The 23,980-nt window shown below is 61.7% G+C and carries 20 protein-coding genes and 2 tRNA genes; 18 read left to right on the forward strand and 4 right to left on the reverse strand.

Annotated features, from left to right (window positions below):
- The first annotated feature begins 46 nt into the window (after positions 1–46).
- From L6D74_RS20715 to pdeM, 9 genes are all read left to right on the forward strand, one after another.
- Complete coding sequence (locus L6D74_RS20715) at positions 47–1,081, forward strand: ligase-associated DNA damage response exonuclease (RefSeq protein ID WP_039771341.1); 1,035 nt, start codon at positions 47–49, stop codon at positions 1,079–1,081.
- Complete coding sequence (locus L6D74_RS20720) at positions 1,078–2,766, forward strand: ATP-dependent DNA ligase (protein WP_236190217.1); 1,689 nt, start codon at positions 1,078–1,080, stop codon at positions 2,764–2,766. Before L6D74_RS20715 ends, L6D74_RS20720 begins: the two co-directional genes overlap by 4 nt.
- Positions 2,767–3,094: 328 nt before the next feature.
- A complete protein-coding gene (locus L6D74_RS20725; RefSeq protein WP_011332769.1) occupies positions 3,095–3,877 on the forward strand; it encodes a transporter substrate-binding domain-containing protein in 783 nt (260 codons plus the stop codon).
- A 56-nt stretch (positions 3,878–3,933) separates the two neighbouring features.
- Positions 3,934–4,662, forward strand: a complete 729-nt coding sequence (locus tag L6D74_RS20730; RefSeq protein WP_007955000.1) for an ABC transporter permease — start codon at positions 3,934–3,936, stop codon at positions 4,660–4,662.
- A complete protein-coding gene (locus tag L6D74_RS20735; protein ID WP_039771337.1) occupies positions 4,659–5,369 on the forward strand; it encodes an ABC transporter permease in 711 nt (236 codons plus the stop codon). Before L6D74_RS20730 ends, L6D74_RS20735 begins: the two co-directional genes overlap by 4 nt.
- 12 nt (positions 5,370–5,381) lie before the next feature.
- Positions 5,382–6,500, forward strand: coding sequence for a succinylglutamate desuccinylase/aspartoacylase family protein (locus tag L6D74_RS20740; protein ID WP_236190218.1), 1,119 nt, complete (start codon positions 5,382–5,384; stop codon positions 6,498–6,500).
- A gap of 13 nt (positions 6,501–6,513) precedes the next feature.
- Positions 6,514–7,278, forward strand: coding sequence for an ABC transporter ATP-binding protein (locus L6D74_RS20745; RefSeq protein WP_039771333.1), 765 nt, complete (start codon positions 6,514–6,516; stop codon positions 7,276–7,278).
- A 59-nt stretch (positions 7,279–7,337) separates the two neighbouring features.
- Positions 7,338–9,824 carry a ligase-associated DNA damage response DEXH box helicase gene (locus L6D74_RS20750; RefSeq protein WP_236190219.1) on the forward strand — a complete coding sequence of 829 codons (2,487 nt, stop codon included), beginning with the start codon at positions 7,338–7,340 and terminating at the stop codon, positions 9,822–9,824.
- Complete coding sequence (pdeM, locus tag L6D74_RS20755; RefSeq protein ID WP_085647834.1) at positions 9,824–10,480, forward strand: ligase-associated DNA damage response endonuclease PdeM; 657 nt, start codon at positions 9,824–9,826, stop codon at positions 10,478–10,480. The genes L6D74_RS20750 and pdeM overlap by 1 nt, the downstream gene beginning before the upstream one ends.
- A 39-nt stretch (positions 10,481–10,519) precedes the next feature.
- On the opposite strand, the gene L6D74_RS20760 is transcribed toward pdeM, so the two are convergent.
- Positions 10,520–10,729, reverse strand: coding sequence for a hypothetical protein (locus L6D74_RS20760; protein ID WP_085647833.1), 210 nt, complete (start codon positions 10,727–10,729; stop codon positions 10,520–10,522).
- 106 nt (positions 10,730–10,835) lie between these two features.
- The gene (gene dcd, locus L6D74_RS20765; protein WP_007954988.1) at positions 10,836–11,402 is read right to left on the reverse strand and encodes a dCTP deaminase; all 567 of its coding nucleotides are present in this window, start codon (positions 11,400–11,402) and stop codon (positions 10,836–10,838) included.
- A 353-nt stretch (positions 11,403–11,755) separates the two neighbouring features.
- On the opposite strand from dcd, the gene L6D74_RS20770 reads away from it, so the two are divergent.
- A complete protein-coding gene (locus L6D74_RS20770; protein WP_002554837.1) occupies positions 11,756–11,965 on the forward strand; it encodes a cold-shock protein in 210 nt (69 codons plus the stop codon).
- Between the two features lie 118 nt (positions 11,966–12,083).
- On the opposite strand, the gene L6D74_RS20775 is transcribed toward L6D74_RS20770, so the two are convergent.
- On the reverse strand, positions 12,084–13,091 hold the full coding sequence (locus L6D74_RS20775; protein WP_074691375.1) for a DUF481 domain-containing protein: 1,008 nt from the start codon (positions 13,089–13,091) through the stop codon (positions 12,084–12,086).
- 177 nt (positions 13,092–13,268) lie between these two features.
- Between L6D74_RS20775 and L6D74_RS20780 the strand changes: the two genes are divergently transcribed.
- The 4 genes from L6D74_RS20780 (at position 13,269) to L6D74_RS20795 (ending at position 18,015) form a co-directional block, all read left to right on the forward strand.
- Entirely contained in the window at positions 13,269–13,610 is a 342-nt protein-coding gene (locus tag L6D74_RS20780) for an MGMT family protein (RefSeq protein ID WP_011332761.1), read from the forward strand.
- 43 nt (positions 13,611–13,653) lie between these two features.
- A complete protein-coding gene (locus tag L6D74_RS20785) occupies positions 13,654–15,213 on the forward strand; it encodes an AmpG family muropeptide MFS transporter (RefSeq protein ID WP_011332760.1) in 1,560 nt (519 codons plus the stop codon).
- A 115-nt stretch (positions 15,214–15,328) separates the two neighbouring features.
- Entirely contained in the window at positions 15,329–17,044 is a 1,716-nt protein-coding gene (locus L6D74_RS20790; RefSeq protein ID WP_236190221.1) for a proline--tRNA ligase, read from the forward strand.
- 17 nt (positions 17,045–17,061) lie between these two features.
- Positions 17,062–18,015 (forward strand): hypothetical protein, encoded by a 954-nt coding sequence (locus tag L6D74_RS20795; RefSeq protein ID WP_039771323.1) that lies wholly within the window; start codon positions 17,062–17,064, stop codon positions 18,013–18,015.
- 47 nt (positions 18,016–18,062) lie between these two features.
- On the opposite strand, the gene dinB is transcribed toward L6D74_RS20795, so the two are convergent.
- Complete coding sequence (gene dinB / locus L6D74_RS20800) at positions 18,063–19,124, reverse strand: DNA polymerase IV (protein WP_127797112.1); 1,062 nt, start codon at positions 19,122–19,124, stop codon at positions 18,063–18,065.
- A 280-nt stretch (positions 19,125–19,404) separates the two neighbouring features.
- Here dinB and L6D74_RS20805 point away from each other — a divergent pair.
- The 4 genes from L6D74_RS20805 to L6D74_RS20820 all read left to right on the forward strand — a co-directional run bounded on the left by L6D74_RS20805 (position 19,405) and on the right by L6D74_RS20820 (position 23,976).
- Positions 19,405–19,481, forward strand: a tRNA-Met gene (locus tag L6D74_RS20805).
- Between the two features lie 204 nt (positions 19,482–19,685).
- Positions 19,686–19,762 (forward strand) — tRNA-Met (locus L6D74_RS20810).
- A gap of 279 nt (positions 19,763–20,041) precedes the next feature.
- Positions 20,042–22,681 (forward strand): bifunctional lysylphosphatidylglycerol flippase/synthetase MprF, encoded by a 2,640-nt coding sequence (mprF, locus tag L6D74_RS20815; RefSeq protein WP_236190224.1) that lies wholly within the window; start codon positions 20,042–20,044, stop codon positions 22,679–22,681.
- Positions 22,681–23,976 (forward strand): virulence factor family protein, encoded by a 1,296-nt coding sequence (locus L6D74_RS20820; protein WP_236190225.1) that lies wholly within the window; start codon positions 22,681–22,683, stop codon positions 23,974–23,976. Before mprF ends, L6D74_RS20820 begins: the two co-directional genes overlap by 1 nt.
- Positions 23,977–23,980 lie beyond the last annotated feature (4 nt).

Consider the following 23,980-nt stretch of genomic DNA (forward strand, 5'->3'; position numbering starts at 1 on the left):
TCGCGCCAACCTCATAGCTAACAAGTCCCTCCATTCCGGTAATGCCATGGACCTTGTTATCGCCCGCCCCGAAGGCCTCTACTGCCCTGCCGGGGACTTCTACATTGACCCGTGGCGGCCCGTCGAGCGTTCGGTGATCACCCATGCCCACGGCGACCACGCCCGTGGCGGCAATCAGCATTACCTGGCCGCCAGCGCCGGCGAAGGGATTTTGCGTGCGCGTCTGGGCGCGGACATCAACCTGCAAACCCTCGACTACGGCCAGCGCCTGACCCACCACGGCGTCACCCTGAGCTTTCATCCCGCCGGTCATGTGCTCGGCTCGGCCCAGGTGCGGCTGGAATACGGCGGCGAAGTCTGGGTCGCGTCCGGCGACTACAAGATCGAACCCGACGGCACCTGCGCGCCGTTCGAACCGGTGCGCTGCCACACCTTCATCACCGAATCGACCTTCGGCCTGCCGATCTACCGCTGGCAACCGCAGGCGCAGGTGTTCGCCGAAATCAATCAGTGGTGGCAGGCCAACATCGAGGCCGGCAAGGCCAGCGTGCTGTTCTGCTATTCGTTCGGCAAGGCCCAGCGGATTCTCCACGGCATCGACGAAACCCTCGGGCCTATCCTCAGCCACGGGGCGGTGGAGCCGCTGAACCGCGTGTACCGCGAGGCCGGCGTCTACCTGCCGCCGACGATCTACGCCGGCGAGGTGAAAAAGAACGACCCGATGATGCGCCAGGCGCTGGTCATCGCCCCGCCCTCTGCCGGCGGCAGCAGCTGGATGCGCCGGTTCGGCGATTACAGCGACAGCTTCGCCAGCGGCTGGATGCGCCTGCGCGGCACCCGTCGGCGGCGCGGCGTGGATCGCGGTTTCGTGCTTTCGGATCACGCCGACTGGCCCGGCCTGTTGTGGGCCATCGAACAGACCGGCGCCGAGCGGGTGATGGTCACCCACGGCTCGATTGGCGTACTGGTGCGCCATCTGCGCGAAAAAGGGCTCGACGCACAAGGTTTCAACACCGAATACGGTGACGATGAAGAAGAGCTTTCCAGCGCCACGCCTGCGATGGCCGAGGTGCAACCATGAAAGACTTCGCCGGGTTATACGCCGAACTCGACGCCACCACCTCGAGCAACGCCAAACTGGCAGCGATGCAAACCTACTTCGCCCAGGCGCAACCGCAAGATGCCGCCTGGGCCGTGTACTTTTTGTCCGGCGGGCGGCCACGGCAACTGGTTCCGGTGAGAGTTCTGCGCGAACTCGCTGTTGAAACGTCCGGACTTGAGCCATGGCTGTTCGAGGAGAGCTATCAAGCGGTCGGCGATCTGGCGGAAACCATTTCGCTGGTGCTGCCGGAACACCCGCACACGTCGCAGGCCGGGCTCGCCGAATGGATCGAAGACAAACTGCTGCCCCTGCGCGGTGAAACCCCGGAATACCTCGCCCACCAATTGCCCGCTCTGTGGGCGCAACTGGATCGGCCGAGCCTGATGCTGTGCATCAAACTGATCACCGGCAGCTTCCGGGTCGGCGTGTCCAAATTGCTGGTGACCCGCGCTCTGGCTTCCATGGCCGGGCTCGACAGCAAACGCGTGGCGCAACGGCTGGTGGGTTACACCGACCTGTCCAACCGGCCGAACGCCGCCGCTTACCTGAAACTGATCGCCCCCGAATCCAGCGACGAGCACGCCCAGCGCGGCGGCCAGCCCTACCCGTTCTTCCTCGCCCATGCGCTGGCGCAACCGGTTGAAACATTCGAGGCCCTGCTCGGGCCGCCGAGCAACTGGCAGGTGGAATGGAAGTGGGACGGCATTCGCGCACAGGTGGTCAAGCGTGACGGGAAACTGTGGGTCTGGTCGCGCGGCGAGGAATTGGTCACCGAGCGTTTTCCCGAATTCGACACGCTGCTGCACGGTTTACCCGACGGCACGGTGATCGACGGCGAGATCGTGGTCTGGAAGAACAACCGCCCGGTCACCGAAGACGCGTTCGATCCGCAGTCGACAGAAGCCCCGGCGGTGCAACCCTTCGCACTGTTGCAACAACGGATCGGCCGCAAGTCACTGGACCGCAAAATCCTCGAAGACGCGCCGGTGGTGATACTCGCCTACGACCTGCTCGAATGGCAGGGCGAAGACTGGCGCAACCAGCCCCAGGCCAGGCGTCGCGAGCAACTGGAGCAGGTCATCGCCCGCTGCAACAACCCGGTGCTGCTGCCGTCGCCGACCCTGACCGGTGACGACTGGTTCGATCTCGCCCGCCAGCGCGAAGCCTCCAGACGACTGGGGGTAGAAGGCATGATGCTCAAGGCCAGGGATGCGATGTATGGCGTCGGTCGCACCAAGGACATGGGCGTGTGGTGGAAATGGAAGGTCGACCCGTTCAGCGTCGACGCGGTGTTGATCTACGCCCAGCGCGGACACGGTCGCCGCGCCAGCCTTTACAGTGATTACACCTTTGCGGTGTGGGACGGCCCGCCCGGTGCCAGTGCCCGGGCGCTGGTGCCCTTCGCCAAGGCCTATTCCGGGCTGACCGATGCGGAAATGCGCGAGGTCGACAGCATCGTGCGCAAGACCACCGTGGAAAAATTCGGCCCGGTCAGCAGTGTGAAGCCGAGCCTGGTGTTCGAACTCGGTTTCGAAGGCATCGCCCTCTCCCGCCGACACAAGAGCGGCATCGCCGTGCGCTTCCCGCGCATGCTGCGCTGGCGCCAGGACAAAACCGTCGAAGAAGCGGACAGCCTGGCAACCTTGCAGAACCTGTTGGCCTGACCCCTTCCCCCACGCCTGCCCGATCGTTCCCACGCTCCGCGTGGGAATGCAGCCCGGGACGCTCCGCGTCCCATACAGCCGGACGCAGAGCGTCCATTGAGGCATTCCCACGCGGAGCGTGGGAACGATCCTCCGAACCATCCTGGTGCAGCTTTTCCGGCGTGCCCGTTTTCGTGCACTGACCGGCCCCAGCATGCACTTGCTACACCTTTTAAAACACTTGTTCGGGACTCTGGTTCGGAAATTGCTACTTTCTATAAGTCGTAAGCGCTCCAGTAACAATCATTCCGCGCCACAAGCGCTCATATTGGTTCTTAGGGATTGAATAATGAAAAAAGCATTGCTGACCCTTTCTGCACTGGCGTTGTGCATGGCCGCCGGCTCCGCGCTGGCCAAGGAATACAAAGAACTGCGGTTTGGCGTTGACCCTTCCTACGCACCGTTCGAGTCGAAAGCAGCAGACGGCAGCCTGGTTGGCTTCGACATCGATCTGGGCAACGCGATCTGCGCCGAGCTGAAGGTCAAGTGCAAATGGGTCGAAAGCGACTTCGACGGCATGATTCCGGGCCTCAAGGCCAATAAATTCGACGGCGTGATCTCGTCGATGACCGTTACCGAAGCCCGCGAAAAAGTCATCGACTTCTCCAGCGAGCTGTTCTCCGGCCCGACGGCCTACGTGTCGAAAAAAGGTTCGGGCATCACCGACGACGTCGCTTCCCTGAAAGGCAAAACCGTCGGCTACGAGCAAGGCACCATCCAGGAAGCCTATGCCAAAGCCGTGCTGGACAAGGCGGGCGTGAAAACCCAGGCCTATCAGAACCAGGACCAGGTGTATTCCGACCTGACCTCCGGCCGTCTCGATGCGGGCATTCAGGACATGTTGCAGGCCGAACTGGGCTTTCTGAAGTCGCCGCAGGGCGCCGATTATGAAGTCAGCAAGCCGGTCGACAACCACTTGCTGCCAGCCAAGACCGCTGTCGGTATTAAGAAAGGTAACACCGAGCTGAAAGCGCTTTTGGATAAAGGTATCAAAGCGTTACACGATGATGGCAAATACGCAGAGATTCAAAAGAAACACTTTGGCGATCTGAATCTGTACAGCGGCAAATAATGCCCCGGCGCCCATCCTCGATGGGCGCCTTTTTCATTCAGTCAGGTTGCTGATTTATGTTCGAAAACCTCTTACAAAATCTGGGGCTCTCCGCCTTCAGCCTCAAGGGTTTTGGCCCTTTGCTGTTGGAGGGCACCTGGATGACCATCAAATTGTCGGCGTTGTCGCTGCTGGTGGCCGTGTTGCTCGGCCTGCTCGGCGCCAGCGCCAAGCTGTCAAAAGTCAAACTGCTGCGCCTGCCCGCCCAGCTCTACACCACGCTGATTCGCGGGGTGCCGGACCTGGTGCTGATGCTGCTGATCTTCTACAGCCTGCAAACCTGGCTGACGACGCTCACCGATTACCTGGAATGGGAATACATCGAGATCGACCCGTTCAGCGCCGGGGTCCTGACCCTGGGCTTCATTTATGGCGCGTACTTCACTGAAACCTTTCGCGGGGCGATTCTCGCCGTGCCGCGCGGGCAGGTCGAAGCCGCCACCGCCTATGGCCTCAAGCGCGGTCAGCGCTTTCGCTTCGTGGTGTTCCCGCAAATGATGCGCTTCGCCCTGCCGGGCATCGGCAACAACTGGATGGTGATGCTCAAGGCCACCGCGCTGGTTTCGATCATCGGCCTGGCCGATCTGGTCAAGGCCGCGCAGGATGCCGGCAAGAGCACCTATCAACTGTTTTACTTCCTGGTCCTCGCCGCGTTGATCTACCTGCTGATCACCAGTGCCTCGAACATCATCCTGCGCTGGCTCGAACGCCGTTACGCCGCCGGTGCCCGGGAGGCCGTACGATGATCGAACTCCTGCAGGAATACTGGAAAGCCTTCCTTTATACCGACGGTCAGAACATCACTGGCCTGGCGATGACGATGTGGCTGCTCAGCGCCTCGATCTTCTTCGGTTTCCTCGTGTCGATTCCGCTGTCGATCGCCCGGGTCTCGCCGCACTTCTACATTCGCTGGCCGGTGCAGTTCTACACCTACCTGTTCCGTGGCACGCCGCTCTATATCCAGTTGCTGATCTGCTACACCGGGATCTACAGCCTGGCCGCCGTGCGCGCGCAGCCGCTGCTCGACAGTTTCTTCCGCGATGCGATGAACTGCACGATCCTGGCCTTCGCCCTCAACACCTGCGCCTACACCACGGAGATTTTCGCCGGGGCGATCCGCAGCATGAACCACGGCGAAGTCGAAGCGGCTAAGGCCTACGGCCTGACCGGCTGGAAGCTGTATGCCTACGTGATCATGCCGTCGGCGCTGCGCCGTTCGTTGCCGTACTACAGCAACGAAGTGATCCTGATGCTGCATTCGACCACCGTGGCCTTCACCGCGACCATCCCCGACATCCTGAAAGTCGCGCGGGACGCCAACTCGGCGACCTTCCTGACCTTCCAGTCGTTCGGCATCGCCGCGCTGATCTACCTGACCATCACCTTTGCGCTGGTCGGCCTGTTCCGCCTTGCCGAACGCCGATGGCTGGCGTTCCTCGGCCCGACCCACTAGGACCCTTTAGAGATGCGTCATCAGATACACGACCTGCTGGCCCCGCTGCCGGGGACCGCTCGACAGATCCACAGCTTTCATTTCGGCCCGGACAAGGCCCAGGGCAAGATCTACATCCAGTCATCGCTGCACGCCGACGAACTGCCCGGCATGCTCGTGGCCTGGCACCTCAAGCAGCGTCTGGCGGAGCTGGAAGCCGCCGGCCGCCTGCGCAGCGAAATCGTGCTGGTGCCGGTAGCCAACCCGGTCGGCCTCGAACAGGTGCTGATGGACGTGCCGCTGGGCCGCTACGAACTGGAGAGCGGACAGAATTTCAACCGCTGGTTCGTCGACCTCAGCGAGGAAATCGGCAACGAGATCGAAACACAGCTGTGCGACGACCCGCAGCGCAACCTCGAGCTGATCCGCGCCAGCCTGCGCAATGCCCTCGCCCGCCACACCGCCACGACTCAGCTGCAATCCCAGCGTCTGACCCTGCAACGGCTGGCCTGCGATGCGGACATGGTGCTCGACCTGCATTGCGATTTCGAATCCGTGGTTCACCTCTACACCACGCCCGAGGCCTGGTCGCAGGTCGAGCCGCTGGCGCGCTATATCGAATCCCAGGCGAGCCTGTTGGCCACCGACTCCGGCGGCCAGTCGTTCGATGAGTGCTTCACCCTGCTGTGGTGGCAATTGAAGGAGCGCTTCGGCGACCACTTCGAGATTCCACTGGGCAGTTTCTCGGTCACCGTCGAGTTGCGCGGTCAGGGGGATGTCACCCATCCGCTGGCCAGTCGCGATTGCCAGGCGCTGATCGATTACCTGATCCATTTCGGCGCCATCGTCGGCGACCCAAAAGCCTTGCCCGCCCTGCCACACCCCGCCACACCGCTGGCCGGCGTGGAACCGGTGGCCACCCCCGTCGGTGGCCTGCTGGTCTATACCGCCACGCCCGGCCAGTTTCTGGAAGCCGGGCAGAAAATCGCCGAAATCATCGACCCGATCAACGACCGGGTTACGCCAGTCCATTGCACCGCTTCCGGTCTGCTCTATGCCCGCTCGCTGCGGCGCATGGCCACCGCCGGGATGGTGATCGCCCACGTCGCGGGCGCCGAAGCCTATCGCAGCGGCTATCTACTTTCGCCTTGAGGATGCCTGTCCCATGTACAAATTGACCGTTGAAGGCTTGCACAAAAGCTATGGCGACCATCAGGTGCTCAAAGGCGTGTCGCTCAAGGCCAGGACCGGCGACGTGATCAGCCTGATCGGCGCCAGCGGCTCGGGCAAAAGCACCTTTTTGCGCTGCATCAACTTTCTCGAACAACCCAACGACGGCGCGATGAGCCTCGATGGCCAGGCGATCCGCATGGTCACCGACCGCCACGGCATGCACGTCGCCGACGCCGATGAACTGCAACGCCTGCGCACCCGCCTGGCCATGGTGTTCCAGCATTTCAATCTGTGGAGCCACATGACCGTGCTGGAAAACATCACCATGGCCCCGCGCCGGGTGCTGGGCTGCAGCAAGCAGGAAGCCGACGACCGCGCCCGCCGTTATCTGGAAAAGGTCGGTTTGCCGGCGCGGGTGGCGGATCAGTACCCGGCGTTCCTCTCCGGCGGCCAGCAGCAACGGGTGGCGATTGCCCGGGCTTTGGCGATGGAGCCGGAAGTCATGCTGTTCGACGAACCGACCTCGGCGCTCGATCCGGAGCTGGTCGGCGAAGTGCTCAAGGTGATTCAGGGCCTGGCCGAGGAAGGCCGGACCATGATCATGGTCACCCACGAAATGAGCTTTGCCCGCAAGGTCTCGAGCCAGGTGCTGTTCCTGCATCAAGGGCTGGTGGAGGAAGAAGGCGCGCCGGAAGAGGTGCTGGGCAATCCGAAGAGCGAACGCCTGAAGCAATTTCTCAGCGGCAATCTCAAGTAAAACTATTGCCCGGTCGGCGCGGTCATTGAAGGAACATCTTCAGAGCACACGTCGCCGGCATGGGCACTTCCACCGACTTCGCCAAACACTGGTTCAGCGCCCGCGACTGGAAGCCGTTCGCCTTTCAGAAACAGGTATGGGCCGCAGTCAAACGTGGCGAATCAGGCCTGCTGCATGCCAGCACCGGCGCAGGTAAAACCTACGCGGTTTGGTTTGCCGCGCTCAATCGCTTTGCCCGCTCCCGGCCTGTTGCTGAAACCACCCGTAAACGCAAACCACCCGCCGAACCGCTGACTGTCTTGTGGATCACCCCAATGCGGGCGCTGGCCGCCGACACCGCGCGCGCCCTGCAAGCGCCGCTGGACGATCTGCAGATCCCCTGGAGCGTCGGCCTGCGCACCGGCGACACCGGCAGCAGCGAACGCGCCCGGCAGAACCGGCGCCTGCCCACCACGTTGATCACCACCCCGGAGAGCCTGACCCTGATGCTCGCCCGTGCCGACGCGCAAACGGCGCTGTCGACGCTGCGCATGGTCGTGGTGGACGAGTGGCACGAATTGCTCGGCAACAAGCGCGGCGTGCAATTGCAACTGGCCCTCGCCCGACTGCGCCGCTGGCACCCGGGGCTGATCGTCTGGGGCGTTTCCGCAACGCTCGGCAATCAGTCCCACGCCGAACAGGTGCTGATCCCACAGGGCGGTGGCGTCAGTATTCAGGGGCAAAGCGAAAAGTCGCTCAAGGTCGACACGCTGCTCCCACCGGCGATCGAACGCTTTCCCTGGGCCGGGCACATCGGTCTGAAGATGTTGCCGCAGGTGGTCGCCGAACTGGACGTTTGCGCCAGCAGCCTGGTGTTCACCAACACCCGGGCGCAATCGGAAATCTGGTATCAGGCCTTGCTGGAAGCGCGGCCGGACTGGGCCGGATTGATCGCCCTGCACCACAGCTCGCTGTCCCGTGACACTCGCGACTGGGTGGAACAGGCGCTGAAGAACGGCCAACTCAAAGCCGTGGTCTGCACTTCCAGTCTGGATCTGGGGGTGGATTTCCTGCCCGTGGAGCGGGTGCTGCAGATTGGCTCCGCCAAAGGCGTGGCGCGGCTGATGCAGCGTGCCGGACGTTCGGGGCATGCGCCCGGCAGAACGTCGCGGGTCACCCTGGTGCCGACCCACAGCCTGGAGCTGATCGAAGCCGCAGCCGCTAGCGATGCTGTGGCACAGCGGCGGATCGAGCCGCGACTGTCACCGCACAAACCGCTGGATGTGCTGGTGCAACATCTGGTCAGCATGGCCCTGGGCGGTGGCTTTGTTCCCGATGAGCTGTACGAAGAAGTCCGTGGTGCCTGGGCCTATCGTGACCTGACGCTCGCGGACTGGGCCTGGGCGCTGGCGTTCGTACGCCACGGCGGGATGTCGCTGACGGCGTATCCGGATTACCGCCGGGTCGAGCCGGATGAACACGGGATCTGGCGCGTCCCCGATGCCCGCCTGGCGCGCCGCCATCGCATGAGCATCGGCACCATCGTCAGCGATGCCAGCATTCATCTGAAGTTCTGGAGCAAGGGTGGTGGCGGCAAACAACTGGGCAGTGTTGAAGAAGGCTTTATCGCACGCCTCAAACCCGGCGATGGTTTTCTGTTCGCCGGGCGCTTGCTGGAACTGGTGCGGGTGGAAAACATGACCGCCTACGTCAAACGCAGCACGGCGAAAAAAGCTGCCGTACCGCGCTGGAATGGCGGGCGCATGCCGCTGTCCAGCGAACTGGCTGAAGCGGTGGTCAGCCGTTTCAGCGCGGCGGCGCACGGTGAGTTTGCCGGACCGGAAATGCAGGCCTTGCGACCGCTGCTGGAAACCCAGATGCGCTGGTCAGGCCTGCCGACCGTCAACAATCTGCTGGCCGAAGTGCTGAAATCCCGCGAAGGCTGGCACCTTTTCCTCTATCCGTTTGCCGGACGTCAGGTGCATCTGGGGCTGGCCAGCCTGCTGGCGTGGCGGGTCAGTCAGCGCCTGCCTGTGACCTTCTCGATTGCGGTCAACGATTACGGACTGGAATTGCTCAGCGCCACGCCCGTTGACTGGTCTGTGCAACTGGATGGCGCCCTGCTCGGTCCCGAGGGTTTGTTGAGGGATGTGCTGGCCAGCCTCAACGCGGGCGAACTGGCGCTGCGCAGATTTCGGGAAATTGCGCGGATTGCCGGACTGGTGTTCGCCGGTTACCCCGGCGCGCCGAAAAGTACCCGTCAGGTCCAGGCTTCCAGCGGGCTGTTCTTCGAAGTGTTCAAACAATACGACGCCGGCAACCTGCTGCTGGCCCAGGCTGGGGAAGAAGTCCTGCGGGAAGAACTGGATATTCGTCGGCTGGAGCAGACACTGGAGCGAATCAACCGGATGAAACTCGATATGCACTTGATCAAACGTCCGACACCGCTCGGCTTTCCATTGCTGGTGGAACGCATGCGCGAAAGCATGAGCTCGGAAAAACTCGCTGACCGCATCCGGCGTATGGTCGGCGATCTGGAGAACACCGCCGACAAGGGCCAATCCTGATGAACGCGCCTTACCCCGTGCGTCTGGCAGGCGAAGACCTCTGGTTGCTGCCGGAAAAGGCGCTGTACTGGCCGGCGCAGCAGACGCTGCTGATTGCCGATGTGCATTTCGGCAAAGCGGCCGCTTATCGTCGCCTGGGGCAGCCGGTGCCGCAGGGCACTACGACGAGCAATATCGCTGTGATCGAGCAGTTGCTGGCAAAGCTGCCATGTCGGCAATTGATCTTTCTTGGGGACTTTCTGCACGGGCCCGGCTCCCACGCCACGGGCACCTTGAACGAATTGGCTCGGTGGCGCGAACGGCATAAGGATCTGCCCATCACGCTGATTCGCGGCAATCATGACAAGCGGGCGGGCGATCCACCGCAGTCGCTGAATATCAGGGTGGTGCCGGAGCCCATGCTGCTGGGCCCCTTCTCGCTGCAGCACGAGCCGGATCCGCACCCTGAACGGCATGTCCTCGCAGGGCACGTACACCCGGTTTATCGATTGATCGGCAAGGGGCGCCAGCGTTTGCGGCTGGCGTGTTTCAGGCTGGGGGAACGCATCAGCCTGTTGCCGGCCTTTGGCGCCTTCACCGGCGGTTATCCGGTAGAGAAGGAAGACAGCTGTCGGATCTTTGTCATTGGCGACAACGAAATATGGCCCGTCGGCTGACGTCCTGTTCAGGATTCAGCCGACGGGCCATACGTTCAATCAGGCGACGGGCGCGGGTGGCGGTTTGTCCGGCAACGTAGGTTCGCCGGGCTCGGTCGGTTCTTCGTTGGGGGTATCGGGATCGGGCTGGTGAGGAATTCCGCCGGCCGTCGCGATGGGTGGGTGTGCCAACAACGACCAGGCCATTACGCCAACCTGATTGGGCTCGAGCCTTGCCAGTTCGGCAGTGATTTGCGGATCGATCTTCATGGAGCACTCCTCGGCGAAGGCCCGTCCCGCTGTTCGCGAAACGGGCAGTACACCTCATAGAGTGTCTACCCGCCGAAGAATTCCCGGTAACTGCCGGATGGACGGATCAGGTACGCGGCAGCGTCACGCCACGCTGGCCCTGATACTTGCCGGCACGGTCCTTGTAGGAGACTTCACATTCCTCATCGGATTCGAGGAACAGCATCTGCGCCACACCTTCGTTGGCGTAGATCTTCGCCGGCAGGTTGGTGGTGTTCGAGAACTCCAGGGTCACCTGGCCTTCCCACTCGGGCTCAAGCGGGGTGACGTTGACGATGATGCCGCAGCGGGCGTAGGTGCTCTTGCCCAGGCAGATGGTCAGTACGTTGCGTGGAATACGGAAGTACTCAACGGTCGTGGCCAGGGCGAAGGAGTTTGGCGGGATGATGCAGACGTCGCTGTGGACGTCGACGAAGCTGCCGGCATCGAAATTCTTCGGATCGACGATGGCCGAATTGATGTTGGTGAACACCTTGAAATGATTGGTGCAGCGCACATCGTAGCCGTAGCTCGACACACCGTAGGAGATCACACGGCTGTCGTCGCTGCCGCGTACCTGGCGCTCGACGAACGGCTCGATCATGCCGTGTTCCTGCGCCATGCGGCGAATCCACTTGTCCGATTTGATGCTCATGGCGGGTGTCCTGAATAGCGAGGTGGAAAAAATCTGTCCGGCATCTTACCGGGCGCGCCGCCGGGTTCAAAGTGCGGGGTGCAATTCTCGCCGAACGTGCGGGATTTACGCGGCTTCGCGACGAACCGTCACACCGTCGATCCCTAAAACAGAGAAACCTTCGCAAGAAGCATTGGCACGTTCCGGAAAAAGGGTTAAGGTGGCGCCACTGTGCTGCTTGTGTCACTGAGAATCTCTACACGATATGTTGAATTTCGATCCAACCATCTACAAGAATTTTTCCTGCTCTTTGCACTCAGTCTCGGCCAGGGTTCTTCCTGAGTCGCAGTTATCTTTGTTCAAGGAGTTACACCATGTCTAATCGCCAAACCGGTACCGTTAAGTGGTTCAACGATGAAAAAGGCTTCGGCTTCATCACTCCACAATCCGGTGACGACCTGTTCGTTCACTTCAAAGCTATCCAATCCGACGGCTTCAAAAGCCTGAAAGAAGGCCAACAGGTTTCTTTCATCGCTACCCGCGGTCAGAAAGGCATGCAAGCTGAAGAAGTACAAGTTATCTAACTTGTAGCTTCTTTAGAAAAAGGCCCCGCCCTCAAAAGCGGGGCTTTTTTGTGGGCGTCTGTTTCTCCGGGCGCAAAAAAAGATCGCAGCCCGTGAAGGCTGCGATCTTTTGCGTTGCTTACCAAGCCACGCCGAAACCGGCGGTGTAGCGGGTCTTGCTCAGGTCCGCATCCTCGGTGCCGCTGATGATATCGCGTTCGGCCTTGAGGTTGAGCGAGGCCCACTCGGTGACTTTGTAGCGCAGGCCCATTTCCGCATCCAGCGCGTAATCGGCTACGCCGGACAGTGGCTTGCCGACTTCGCCATTGGTGAAGAACTCGACCTTCTTGCCGATCAGGTAGCGGTTGTAGTCCCACTTCATGGCGACCGAATAGAAGTTGTCCTTGCTGCCATCGCGGTACTCGTAATCGGTTCGGTTGAGCAGCGAACCCAGGGAGAACGCTCCCAGCTCGTCATCCCAGAACTGGTAACCCGGGCCGGTACCCACCACGCGCTGGCGCGCCAGCTCTTCGATGTGATCGCGCTTGTAGTTCAACCGCCCCTGCCAGAACCATTGATCAGTGAGGAAGCGGTCGAGCGAGTACTCGGCGCGCCAGTTGTCGGTGGTGGTCACGTCGTCCTGCACTTCGCGGTTGTATTCGCCCTCGGCGATATGGCGCCAGCGGCCGTGACGAGCAGTGGTCTTGAAGCCGACATCGTAGTCGTCGGTATCTTTCTCGGCGCGCTGGTAGTCGAGCGCCAGATCGACGTTGCCCTTCCACACCAGATCCTCGACCACCGGCTTGGGCTTGAGAATCTGCTGAATGCTCGCCAGCTCCACGGTTTTCGGCGCCTCGCCGTTGGCCAATGTGACCTTGCCCTCTTCGGCAGCACTCAGGGACTTGGCCTTCTCGCCGTTGTAGGCGTCCTGCTTGACCAGCAATTCCTGATCGCTCTCCAGGGTCTTGACCTGCTTCCAGTCGATGGTGACGGCCCCGGCGTACTGGGTCTGGACCAGCAACTTGCCGCCGTCGAACAGCGTGATTTTACCGCTCAGCTTGTCACCGTTCTTCAACCAGACGGTGTCGGCAAGCAAAGGTGTGGACGCACTGAAGACAGCAAGGCACAGCAGGGTTCTGGACAACATAAGCGAATCGAAGACTCAAGTTTGCGAAAAAAGGGTCGGCATTATCCGTAGGAATAATTCCCTGACAAGGAGTGACCCGGCTAATTCTGTTGAGTTCATTTCTCAATTGCCCATCCACCGATTACGCTTAAGCACATAACGCGATCAAGTTCAGGAACCGCGCACGTGACAGACCCGATGCATGCCTGCGAAAACGATCCGCAAATCCGACGCACGGCACTCTATTCCACCCTCGCCCAAGTGCCTGAGGGCAAAGTCGTCAGCTATGGTCAGTTGGCCGAACTGGCGGGGTTGGGGCGCGCCGCCCGCTGGGTCGGCCGGACCCTGAGCCAATTGCCCGGCGACACCAAACTGCCCTGGCACCGCGTGCTCGGCGCCGGCGGTCGGATCAGCCTGCCGGCGGGCAGCCCGTCCGGGGACGAACAGCGGGCGCGATTGCGTATGGAAGGCATCACCGTCCTGAACAATCGTGTGGATATTCGGCGCCATGGCTGGCGTCCGGTAGAGCACAGCGGTTAGAGTGCGCGCTTTGTTTTCGCAATCTTGAGGCAGACTTCAGCCCATGCCCCGTAAAACCTGGCGCGCCGCGCTCGCCGCCTATGCCAGTCCTTCGACGCTCGTGCTGTTGTTGCTGGGTTTCGCCGCCGGCCTGCCGTACATGCTGGTGTTCTCGACACTTTCGGTCTGGCTGCGTGAAGCCGGTGTAGCCCGCGAGACGATCGGCTACGCCAGCCTGATCGGTCTTGCCTACGCCTTCAAATGGGTCTGGTCGCCCCTGCTCGACCAATGGCGCCTGCCGTTGCTGGGCAAGCTGGGTCGCCGCCGTTCGTGGCTGGTGCTCTCACAGACGCTGGTAATCCTCGGCCTGATCGGTATGGGTTTTTGCGACCCGCAGAAACACCTGTCCTGGCTGATAGCCATCGCCGTGGTCGTGGCGTTCGCTTCCGCCACCCAGGATATCGCGGTCGACGCCTATCGCCTGGAAATCGCCGAAGACAGCCGTCAGGCCGCGCTGGCCGCCAGCTATATGTCCGGCTATCGGATCGCCGCCCTGCTCGCGACCGCGGGTGCGCTGTTCTTCGCCGAGGGTTTCGGCTCTACAGGCTTCAAGTACCAGCATTCGGCCTGGACCGGCACCTACGTGCTGTTCGGTGCCCTGATGGTGCCTGCCCTGCTCACCACCCTGCTGATGCGCGAGCCGCCGGTGCCGTTGCGCACCCAGTTGCAGGCCGGGCGTTACACCTTCATGCATCAGTTGATGTCGGTGTTCGTGCTGATCATTTTGCTGGTCTCTGTGCCGGCCATGTTCACCCAGCTCTACAACACCGATTTCGCCAGCGTGCTGTTTGGCGACATGAGCCCGCTGGACCTGCTGCTGGAAGACCGGGCGTTCCTGCGCGCGATTCTCTACACCACGCTGACCTGCCTGTGCCTCTCGGCCATGGGGCGCCGTGGTCTGGCGCCAGTGCTGACGCCGGTCAACGACTTTATCCTGCGCTACCGCTGGCAGGCGTTGCTGCTGCTCGGCCTGATCGCCACCTATCGGATGTCCGACACGGTGATGGGCGTGATGGCCAATGTGTTCTACATCGACCAGGGTTTCACCAAGGACCAGATCGCCAGCGTCAGCAAGATCTTCGGTCTGATCATGACCCTCGTCGGCGCCGGCATGGGCGGTCTGCTGATCGTGCGCTTCGGCATCCTGCCGATCCTGTTCATCGGCGGTGCCGCGTCGGCGGGCACCAATCTGCTGTTCCTGATGCTGGCCGACATGGGCCCGAACCTGCAGATGCTGGTGGTGACGATCTCTCTCGACAACTTCAGCTCCGGCCTGGCCACCTCAGCGTTCGTCGCCTACCTGTCGAGCTTGACCAACCTGAAGTTCTCCGCCACCCAGTACGCGCTGCTCAGCTCGATCATGCTCTTGCTGCCACGCCTGATCGGCGGCTACTCCGGGGTGATGGTGGAGAAGTTCGGTTATCACAACTTCTTCCTGATCACCGCGCTGCTCGGCGTTCCGACCCTGGTGCTGATCGCCCTGCACTGGTTCCAGGAAAGCCGCCGCGAAGGCCCGACGCCGACCCCGGAACCCGCACCGACCTCCGTCGTGGAAGAATCGTAAGACATCTCGCACCCGGCGAGAGGGTTTGCGCCGGGGCTGCACTTCTGTACGTCGGCGGATCTCGCCGTTACACTGCTCCGTCATTTCCAGTCATAGCAACCGACAACGGCCAACCATGCGCACCAGTCAATTTTTGCTCGCCACACAGAAAGAAACGCCTTCCGACGCGGTCGTGATCAGCCATCAGCTGATGCTGCGCGCCGGCATGATCCGCAAACTCGCCTCGGGCCTGTACACCTGGCTGCCGATGGGCTTGCGAGTGATGCGCAAGGTGGAAGCCATCGTTCGTGAAGAAATGGACGCCGCCGGCTCTCTGGAAGTGTTGATGCCGAGCACCCAACCGGCCGAGTTGTGGCAGGAATCGGGGCGCTGGGAAGAATACGGCCCTGAGCTGCTGCGCATCAAAGACCGCCACGGTCGTGATTTCTGCGCGGGCCCGACCCACGAAGAAGTGATCACCGATCTGATGCGCAACGAGTTGAGCAGCTACAAACAGCTGCCTATCAACCTGTACCAGATCCAGACCAAATTCCGTGACGAAATCCGTCCACGCTTCGGCCTGATGCGCGGTCGGGAATTCATCATGAAGGACTCCTACTCGTTCCATGCGGATCAGGCGTCGCTGCAGATCACTTATGACCGCATGCACGAAGCGTACTGCAACATCTTCACCCGCCTGGGCCTGAAATTCCGTCCGGTGGAAGCCGACAACGGTTCGATCGGTGGCGCCGGTTCCCACGAGTTCCACGTGCTGGCCGAGTCCGGCGAAGACGATATCGTCTTCAGCAACGGTTCCGACTACGCAGCGAACATCGAGAAAGCCGAAGCCGTGCCGCGTGAAACCTCGCGCGCCGCGCCAAGCGAAGAGCTGCGTCTGGTCGATACGCCAGACACCAAGACCATCGCGGCCCTGGTGGAAAAATTCAATCTGCCAATTGAAAAGACCATCAAGACCCTGATCGTGCACGCCGAAGAAGAAGGCAAGCTGATCGCCCTGATCATTCGCGGCGACCACGAGCTGAACGAAATCAAGGCTGCCAACCAGCCAGGCGTTGCCAGCCCGCTGGTCATGGCCTCCGATGCCGAACTGCGTGACGCCATCGGCGCCGGCGCCGGCTCCCTCGGCCCGCTGAACCTGCCGCTGCCGATCATCATCGACCGTTCGGTGGAGCTGATGAGCGACTTCGCCATCGGTGCCAACATCGACGACAAGCACTACTTCGGCGTGAACTGGGAGCGTGATCTGCCGGTTCCGACCGTGGCCGACCTGCGCAACGTCGTGGCCGGCGACCCGAGCCCGGACGGCAAGGGCACCCTGGAAATCAAGCGCGGCATCGAAGTCGGGCACATCTTCCAGCTGGGCAACAAGTACAGCAAGGCGATGAAGTGCGAAGTGCTGGGCGAGAACGGCAAGCCGGTGACCCTGGAAATGGGTTGCTACGGTATCGGTGTGTCCCGCGTGGTGGCTGCCGCCATCGAGCAGAACAACGACGAAAACGGCATCATCTGGAGCGACGCCCTGGCACCGTTCCAGATCGCTCTGGTGCCACTGCGCTATGAAACCGAGCTGGTGCGCGAAGCCACCGACAAGCTGTACGCGGAACTGACTGCGGCCGGCTTCGAAGTGCTGCTGGACGACCGCGACAAGAAAACCAGCCCGGGCATCAAGTTCGCGGACATGGAGCTGATCGGCATTCCGCACCGGATCGTGGTCAGCGACCGCAGCCTCGCCGAAGGCAACCTGGAATACAAGAGCCGTACCGAAGGCCAGGCGCAAGCGCTGCCGGTTGCCGACGTGCTGTCCTTCCTTCAGGCCCGTATCCGCCGCTGAAACCAGATAGAGACGTCATGTTCAAGCGAAACACCTTAGGCCTCGGTGGTGCCGCCCTGTGCGGCACCCTGCTGGTCAGCGGCTGTGCCAATCACATGTCACAACGCAGCGAGCACGAGGAACGTGTCGAGCGCAAACTGCTCGATCACAGCCTGCAGATCGATGTCGGCGAGCCCAAGGTGCTTGAGCTGCCGCAACGGCGCGTGAAGATCAACGAACAGAAGACTTTCGAAGTCACCGAGTTCGAGGTCACCCGCCATTACGACCGTTACACGCCTTACCAGCCATGGCGGGAGATCTACGAGATTCCGCTGGGCGCAGTGGCGGTGGTCGGCGGCGTCGGCGCGAACGTGGTCAACGTGTTTGCCCTCGGCAATCTGCCCGACAGCGTGACACGGGACTGGCTCAGCTACGGTTTCGCCGGGCTCAACCCGTTCATGAACGTGCAATCCAACGGTCGCGCGCAACAGAACCTGGCCGGTATCGACGAAGTCCAGCGCGACAAGCGCACGGAATATTCAAGCCTGCCATGGAGCGAGCGCCCGGTTCAGGTCAAGGCCGGCAAGCAGACCTTCGACATGACCACCGATCGCAACGGCGTGCTGCGCCTGAACCTGCTGGACAGCCCGTTCGCCGAAAACGACCTCAATCATGTAGGGAAACTGCAGATCAGCGTCGAAGACGGCAAGGATGACGTGCATTCCGACTCGTCTCTGGCGATCAGCAGTCACCTGCGCGGCAAGCTGCTGGAAGCTCACGGGCTGATCTACGACGATCTGGAAGACGACGAAGTGAGCCAATGGGTGCACCGGGTCAAGCGTCTGTCGGAACTGGGTCTGGAAGAAGAAGCCAGTGAACTGGAACAAAGCCTGATTGAACTGACCCGCAACGATCCTGAGTTGCAGGCCGAATTCCTCAAGTCCCTGACCCGGGATGCGGGGCGTCTGGTGGCGGATCCGGGGCCGAACTGAACCCCTGAAAAAATGCCCGAACCTGCTTCGGGCATTTTTTTGTCCGCTTATCGCTCAAACAACTCCATCTGCTCAAAACCGCCGCGCAAATCCTCGAGCCGCACACCCACCCCCAACAACCGCACCGGCTTACCACCGCGATTGAAGGCCTGGGTCAGCATCAACTGGTAACTGCCCAGATCCCGCCCTGCCCCGGCCTGCTCCAGTGTGGTCTGGGTGAAATCGTGAAACTTCACTTTGACGAACGGCTTGCCCGGCCGGTAGCTGCTGTCGATCCGCGCCATACGGGTTTTCAGGGTTTCCAACAGTTCCGGAAGCTTGTCGAGGCAACTGCGCAGATCCGGCAGATCGACGTCGTAGGTGTTTTCCACACTGATTGACTGACGACGACTGTCGTTGTGCACCAGCCGCTCATCGATCCCACGGGCCAGACTCCACAAACGCTCGCCGAAACTGCCGAATTCCCGCACCAGCGCCAGCTTGTCCCACTCGCGCAATTGCAGACAGTCACTGATACCGAGCCTGCTCAGCTTGTCGGCCGTGACCTTGCCCACCCCGTGCAGCTTGCTCACCGGCAGGCCACTGACGAAGTCTTCGACCTGGTCCGGGGTGATCACGAACAAGCCGTTGGGCTTTTTCCAGTCGCTGGCGATCTTGGCCAGAAACTTGTTCGGCGCCACGCCGGCGGAGACGGTGATGTGCAATTGATTGGAAACCCGGCGGCGAATGTCCTGGGCGATCCGCGTGGCGCTGCCGCCGAAGTGCGCGCTGTCCGAGACGTCGAGATAGGCTTCGTCCAGGGAAAGCGGCTCGATAAGGTCGGTGTAATCGCTGAAGATCGTATGAATTTCCTTCGACGCCTCGCGATAGGCATCCATGCGTGGCTTGACGATGGTCAGGTCCGGGCACAGCTTCAAGGCATGTCCGGACGACATCGCCGAGCGAACCCCATAAGCCCGCGCCTCATAGTTGCAGGTGGCGATCACTCCGCGCCGGTCTGCCGAGCCACCCACCGCCAACGGCTTGCCGGCGAGGCTCGGGTCATCCCGCATCTCGATGGCGGCGTAGAAACAGTCACAGTCGACGTGGATGATTTTTCGCTGAGTCATGACAGAAAAGGAAACATGGCGAGCCGGACCGGCAGTATCTCACTGACACCTGTATATAGCACCAGTGGTATGAATGTTCTTTTCAAGTTGTAGGAAACCACCTTTGAATTTATTTTCTCAATCGAAAAGCAACCTCCAATAGAGCTGAAACCCTTGTGCTGCCTGACCTGCAGCCGGGAAAAAGACCGTCCGTCAGCGCTAACCGATTGAAGCTGAACAGGTTTTATCCGAATTGAAGGTTGACACTCCGGCGTTCCTCTGTAGAATGCCGCCACACAGACGCGGGATGGAGCAGTCTGGTAGCTCGTCGGGCTCATAACCCGAAGGTCGTCGGTTCAAATCCGGCTCCCGCAACCAAACATCAAAAAAGGCCAATCGAAAGATTGGCCTTTTTTGTGCGCGTCGGTTTTTCGGATCCAGTCGCGCCAAGCGGAAATCGTTCCGATTCCGAAACTTAGCGCTCCCCCTGCGACCGTTTGCCGCGATTGCACACTTATTTGACCCATCACGGGATTATCGGTTGACACCTCGCCGTTCGCCTGTAGAATGCCGCCACACAGACGCGGGATGGAGCAGTCTGGTAGCTCGTCGGGCTCATAACCCGAAGGTCGTCGGTTCAAATCCGGCTCCCGCAACCAAACATCAAAAAAGGCTACTCGAAAGAGTGGCCTTTTTTGTATCTGTGGAAAAAGTCCTTTCGCAACAATGATCTGTCACTGTGCAGTGAACCGTTCAGGATCTTCAGACCCGCCGAGTTGCGACTATGCTTGAGTCGCGGACAAGGCATCTGCAATCCAAGACCTGCCCTCGCCGATACCCGGTGAGAGGCGTAGTATTTTGTGATTATTTTTTTCTACAGGGATTGGTAACTTGGCTGGATACCTCCATCCTGTCGCGCACAATCCAAGAGGTGATTGATGCGCGCCAACTCGTCTGATTCACAAGACACCGTCACAGCGACCCCACCGATCAAGCCTGAGCGTCTGCGCCTGCTGGATCGGATCAGCAAATACCGCCAGCCGATCGGTCTGGCGGTCACACTGCTGTTGTTCGCCATTGCACTGATTGCCTGTCGCCATTTGCTCAGCGAACTCGATCTCGACGCACTGCACGACTCGATTCTGGAGGTGCCGAAACCGGCCCTTCTCGGTGCCCTCGGTGCGACATTCGTCGGCTTCATCATTCTGCTCGGCTATGAATGGTCGGCCAGTCGTTACGCCCGCGTGACGCTGGCACCGAAAGTTCTGGCCCTTGGCGGCTTCACCGCGTTTGCCATCGGCAACGCCATCGGCCTGTCGATGCTGTCCGGCGGTTCGGTGCGTTACCGTTTATATGCACGGCATGGCCTGGGCGCGTCCGAAGTCGCGCACATGACGCTGTTCGCCAGCCTGTCGCTGGGCTGCGCCCTGCCGCCGCTGGCTGCCCTTGCGACACTGAGCAACCTGCCTGCTGCATCGCAGGCACTGGGGTTGTCCGAGACCTTGTTGGGGACGATTGCCGGCGTGGTGCTGCTGCTCGGCGCGATCCTGGCTATCGGCATCTATCGCCGTCGCCTGCCGGAACAACCTTATCCGGACAACCTGCTGGTTCGAGCCGGCCGTCGCACCCTGCGCCTGCCGGGTCGTCGCCTGACGTTCCTGCAACTGGTCATCACCGCCCTCGACGTCGCCGCCGCTGCGACCGTCCTTTATCTGCTGCTGCCGGAAGCGCCGCCCTTCGGTGCGTTCCTGCTGGTTTATCTGCTGGCGCTGGCGGCGGGCGTACTCAGTCACGTGCCGGGTGGCGTGGGGGTCTTCGAAGCTATTCTGCTCGCGGCGTTCGCCGACAAGCTTGGCGCCGCGCCACTGGCCGCTGCCCTGCTCCTGTATCGCCTGATCTATGTGGTGCTGCCGTTGCTGGTGGCCTGCGTGCTGTTGCTGCTCAACGAAGGCCAGCGTCTGTTTCAGTCGCAGACGATGCGTGCAGCCTCCGGTCTGGCGGCACCGATTCTCGCGGTGCTGGTGTTCCTGTCCGGCGTGGTGCTGCTGTTTTCCGGCGCGACGCCAGAGATCGACACCCGTCTGGAACACATCGGCTTTCTGATTCCTCACCGCCTGGTCGACGCCTCGCACTTTGGCGCCAGCCTGATCGGCGTGCTGTGCCTGATGCTCGCCCAGGGCTTGCGTCGCCGGTTGTCGGCGGCGTGGATGCTGACCACCATTCTGTTGCTGGTGGGCGCCCTGCTCTCGCTGCTCAAGGGTTTCGACTGGGAAGAAGCGACCCTGATGACCCTCACCGCCGCGCTGCTGGGGGTGTTCCGTCGCTCGTTCTACCGCCCGAGCCGTCTGACCGAACTGCCGTTCTCGCCGCTGTATCTGGTGGCCAGCCTGTGCGTACTCGGTGCTTCGACCTGGCTGTTGCTGTTCGCTTATCAGGACGTTCCGTACAGCCATCAACTGTGGTGGCAGTTCACCCTCGACGCCGACGCTCCGCGCGGCCTGCGCTCGCTGCTCGGCGCCGCCGTGTTGCTGCTGGTGATCGCCCTGACCTGGCTGCTGCGCACCGCTCGCCCGGTGATCCACTTGCCGACACCCGATGAGCTGGAACGCGCCTCGAAGATCCTGATGGCCTCCTCGCAACCGGACGGCGGCCTGGCCCTGACCGGTGACAAGGCGCTGCTGTTTCATCCCAACGACGAAGCCTTCCTGATGTACGCCCGTCGCGGCCGCAGTCTGGTGGCCCTGTACGACCCGATCGGCCCTGGCCAGCAACGGGCCGAGATGATCTGGCAGTTCCGCGACCTGTGCGACATCCATCACGCCCGTCCGGTGTTCTATCAGGTGCGCGCCGAAAACCTGCCGTACTACATGGACATCGGTCTGACCGCGATCAAGCTGGGCGAGGAAGCCCGGGTCGATCTGCATCGCTTTGACCTGGAAGCCAAGGGCAAGGAGATGAAGGACCTGCGCTACACCTGGAATCGTGGGAGCCGCGACGGTCTGTCGCTGGAAATCCACGAGCCGGGCCAGGCGCCAATGGACGAGCTCAAGGTGATTTCCGATGCCTGGCTGACCGGCAAGAACGTGCGCGAGAAAGGCTTCTCCCTCGGCCGTTTCAGCGACGATTACCTGAAGCATTTCCGCATCGCGGTGATTCGCTTCGAAGGGCGCCCGGTGGCATTCGCCAACCTGCTCGAGACCTACAGCCACGACCTGGCCAGTCTCGACCTGATGCGCGCGCACCCGGACGCCCCCAAGCTGACCATGGAATTCATGATGGTCGGTCTGATTCAACACTATAAGAGTCACGGATACGCGCGCTTCAGCCTGGGCATGGTGCCGCTGTCGGGGTTGCAACCCCGGCGCGGGGCACCGCTGACCCAGCGTCTGGGCTCGATGGTTTTCCGCCGTGGTGAGCAGCTGTACAACTTCCAAGGCTTGCGCCGCTTCAAAGACAAGTTCCAGCCTGACTGGGAACCCCGTTATATGGCCGTGCCCGCCGGACTGGATCCGCTGGTGGCGCTGGCCGACACTGCTGCCCTGATCGCGGGCGGCTTGACTGGATTGGTGAAACGCTGATGATTCAACGCTCCCTGAAGTACATCCTGGTCGCACTGCTGGTGCTGGCCGCGATTGCCGGTGGCGGTTTCTGGTACCTCAAACGCCCGGCACCGGAACCGACCCTCGAACAGCTCACCCCGGCCGATGGCGCCGCCATGACCCGGGTCATCCCCGGTACCAAGCCCAAGGCTCAGGTGCTGGTGGCGGTCAACGACGACCAGAAGCTCAGTGACAAGCAACTGAGCACCCTGAGCCGCAGCGCCTCGGCGCAGATCGTCCAAGTGATCCTGCCCAAGGACTGCCTGCTGCAAAGCCGCGCCCTGCAAGCCGGCCTGCGTGAACTGAACGGCCCGGCGACCCTGGTCAGCGGCATCGGCCCCGGCGCCGTCCTGGCGTGGCGCTGGCTGTCCGAGCAGAAAGACGACAAGGCCCAGGCCGTATCGGTCGACCTGGCCCTGGAAAAACCCGGCTGCACCCACCTGCTGCCGAAAGCCGCCGCCCACGGCCACTGGCTGGTGGCGTGGAACGACAACCCGGACGACACCAGCGCCGGTTTCGTGCGCGACCAACCGAACGCCGAAACCAGCATCAGCGATTACGACATCAACCTGCCGCAAGTGCTGAACAACGAACTGCGCAAGATCCTCGTCGGCGGCGACAAGGCCAACGGCGGCCTGCAGATCCCGGTGGTGGAAGTCCCGGCCGGCCAGGCCAAGGACACTGTCACCCTGTTCCTGTCCGGTGACGGCGGCTGGCGAGATCTGGACCGCGACGTGGCCGGTGAAATGGCCAAGATCGGTTACCCGGTCGTCGGCATCGACACTCTTCGCTACTACTGGCAGCACAAGAGCCCGGAACAGAGCGCGCTGGACCTGACCGAACTGATGCAGCACTACCGCCAGAAATGGGGCACCAAACGCTTCATCCTGACCGGTTACTCGTTCGGCGCCGACGTCCTCCCGGCGATCTACAACCGCCTGCCGGAAACCGAGCAGCAACGTGTCGACGCAATCATCCTGCTGGCCTTCGCCCGCACCGGCAGCTTCGAAATCGAAGTCGAAGGCTGGCTCGGCAACGCCGGCAAAGAAGCCGCCACCGGCCCGGAAATGGCCAAGCTGCCACCGGCCAAGGTCGTGTGCATCTACGGTGAAGAAGAAACTGACGAAAGCGGCTGCACCGACAAAACGGCGGTGGGCGAAGCAGTGAAACTGCCTGGTGGCCACCACTTCGACGAGAACTACCCGGCGCTGGCCAAGCGACTGGTGGACTTGATCGAGAAGCGCCAGAAGACGGCGCAGGTGGCGGAAGAGTGATCTG

This window comes from Pseudomonas pharyngis, assembly GCF_021602345.1.
GTDB classification, from domain to species: domain Bacteria; phylum Pseudomonadota; class Gammaproteobacteria; order Pseudomonadales; family Pseudomonadaceae; genus Aquipseudomonas; species Aquipseudomonas pharyngis.

What these genes read in the sequence shown, in the direction of transcription:
- L6D74_RS20750 (WP_236190219.1), top strand. Translation starts at nt 7,338, where the DNA reads ATGGGCACTTCCACCGACTTCGCCAAACACTGGTTCAGCGCCCGCGAC.
- L6D74_RS20725 (WP_011332769.1), top strand. Translation starts at nt 3,095, where the DNA reads ATGAAAAAAGCATTGCTGACCCTTTCTGCACTGGCGTTGTGCATGGCC.
- L6D74_RS20775 (WP_074691375.1), bottom strand. Translation starts at nt 13,091, where the DNA reads ATGTTGTCCAGAACCCTGCTGTGCCTTGCTGTCTTCAGTGCGTCCACA.
- L6D74_RS20745 (WP_039771333.1), top strand. Translation starts at nt 6,514, where the DNA reads ATGTACAAATTGACCGTTGAAGGCTTGCACAAAAGCTATGGCGACCAT.
- L6D74_RS20780 (WP_011332761.1), top strand. Translation starts at nt 13,269, where the DNA reads ATGCATGCCTGCGAAAACGATCCGCAAATCCGACGCACGGCACTCTAT.
- L6D74_RS20820 (WP_236190225.1), top strand. Translation starts at nt 22,681, where the DNA reads ATGATTCAACGCTCCCTGAAGTACATCCTGGTCGCACTGCTGGTGCTG.
- L6D74_RS20770 (WP_002554837.1), top strand. Translation starts at nt 11,756, where the DNA reads ATGTCTAATCGCCAAACCGGTACCGTTAAGTGGTTCAACGATGAAAAA.
- L6D74_RS20785 (WP_011332760.1), top strand. Translation starts at nt 13,654, where the DNA reads ATGCCCCGTAAAACCTGGCGCGCCGCGCTCGCCGCCTATGCCAGTCCT.
- L6D74_RS20730 (WP_007955000.1), top strand. Translation starts at nt 3,934, where the DNA reads ATGTTCGAAAACCTCTTACAAAATCTGGGGCTCTCCGCCTTCAGCCTC.
- dinB (WP_127797112.1), bottom strand. Translation starts at nt 19,124, where the DNA reads ATGACTCAGCGAAAAATCATCCACGTCGACTGTGACTGTTTCTACGCC.
- L6D74_RS20790 (WP_236190221.1), top strand. Translation starts at nt 15,329, where the DNA reads ATGCGCACCAGTCAATTTTTGCTCGCCACACAGAAAGAAACGCCTTCC.
- mprF (WP_236190224.1), top strand. Translation starts at nt 20,042, where the DNA reads ATGCGCGCCAACTCGTCTGATTCACAAGACACCGTCACAGCGACCCCA.
- L6D74_RS20795 (WP_039771323.1), top strand. Translation starts at nt 17,062, where the DNA reads ATGTTCAAGCGAAACACCTTAGGCCTCGGTGGTGCCGCCCTGTGCGGC.
- pdeM (WP_085647834.1), top strand. Translation starts at nt 9,824, where the DNA reads ATGAACGCGCCTTACCCCGTGCGTCTGGCAGGCGAAGACCTCTGGTTG.
- L6D74_RS20740 (WP_236190218.1), top strand. Translation starts at nt 5,382, where the DNA reads ATGCGTCATCAGATACACGACCTGCTGGCCCCGCTGCCGGGGACCGCT.
- L6D74_RS20715 (WP_039771341.1), top strand. Translation starts at nt 47, where the DNA reads ATGGACCTTGTTATCGCCCGCCCCGAAGGCCTCTACTGCCCTGCCGGG.
- dcd (WP_007954988.1), bottom strand. Translation starts at nt 11,402, where the DNA reads ATGAGCATCAAATCGGACAAGTGGATTCGCCGCATGGCGCAGGAACAC.
- L6D74_RS20720 (WP_236190217.1), top strand. Translation starts at nt 1,078, where the DNA reads ATGAAAGACTTCGCCGGGTTATACGCCGAACTCGACGCCACCACCTCG.
- L6D74_RS20735 (WP_039771337.1), top strand. Translation starts at nt 4,659, where the DNA reads ATGATCGAACTCCTGCAGGAATACTGGAAAGCCTTCCTTTATACCGAC.
- L6D74_RS20760 (WP_085647833.1), bottom strand. Translation starts at nt 10,729, where the DNA reads ATGAAGATCGATCCGCAAATCACTGCCGAACTGGCAAGGCTCGAGCCC.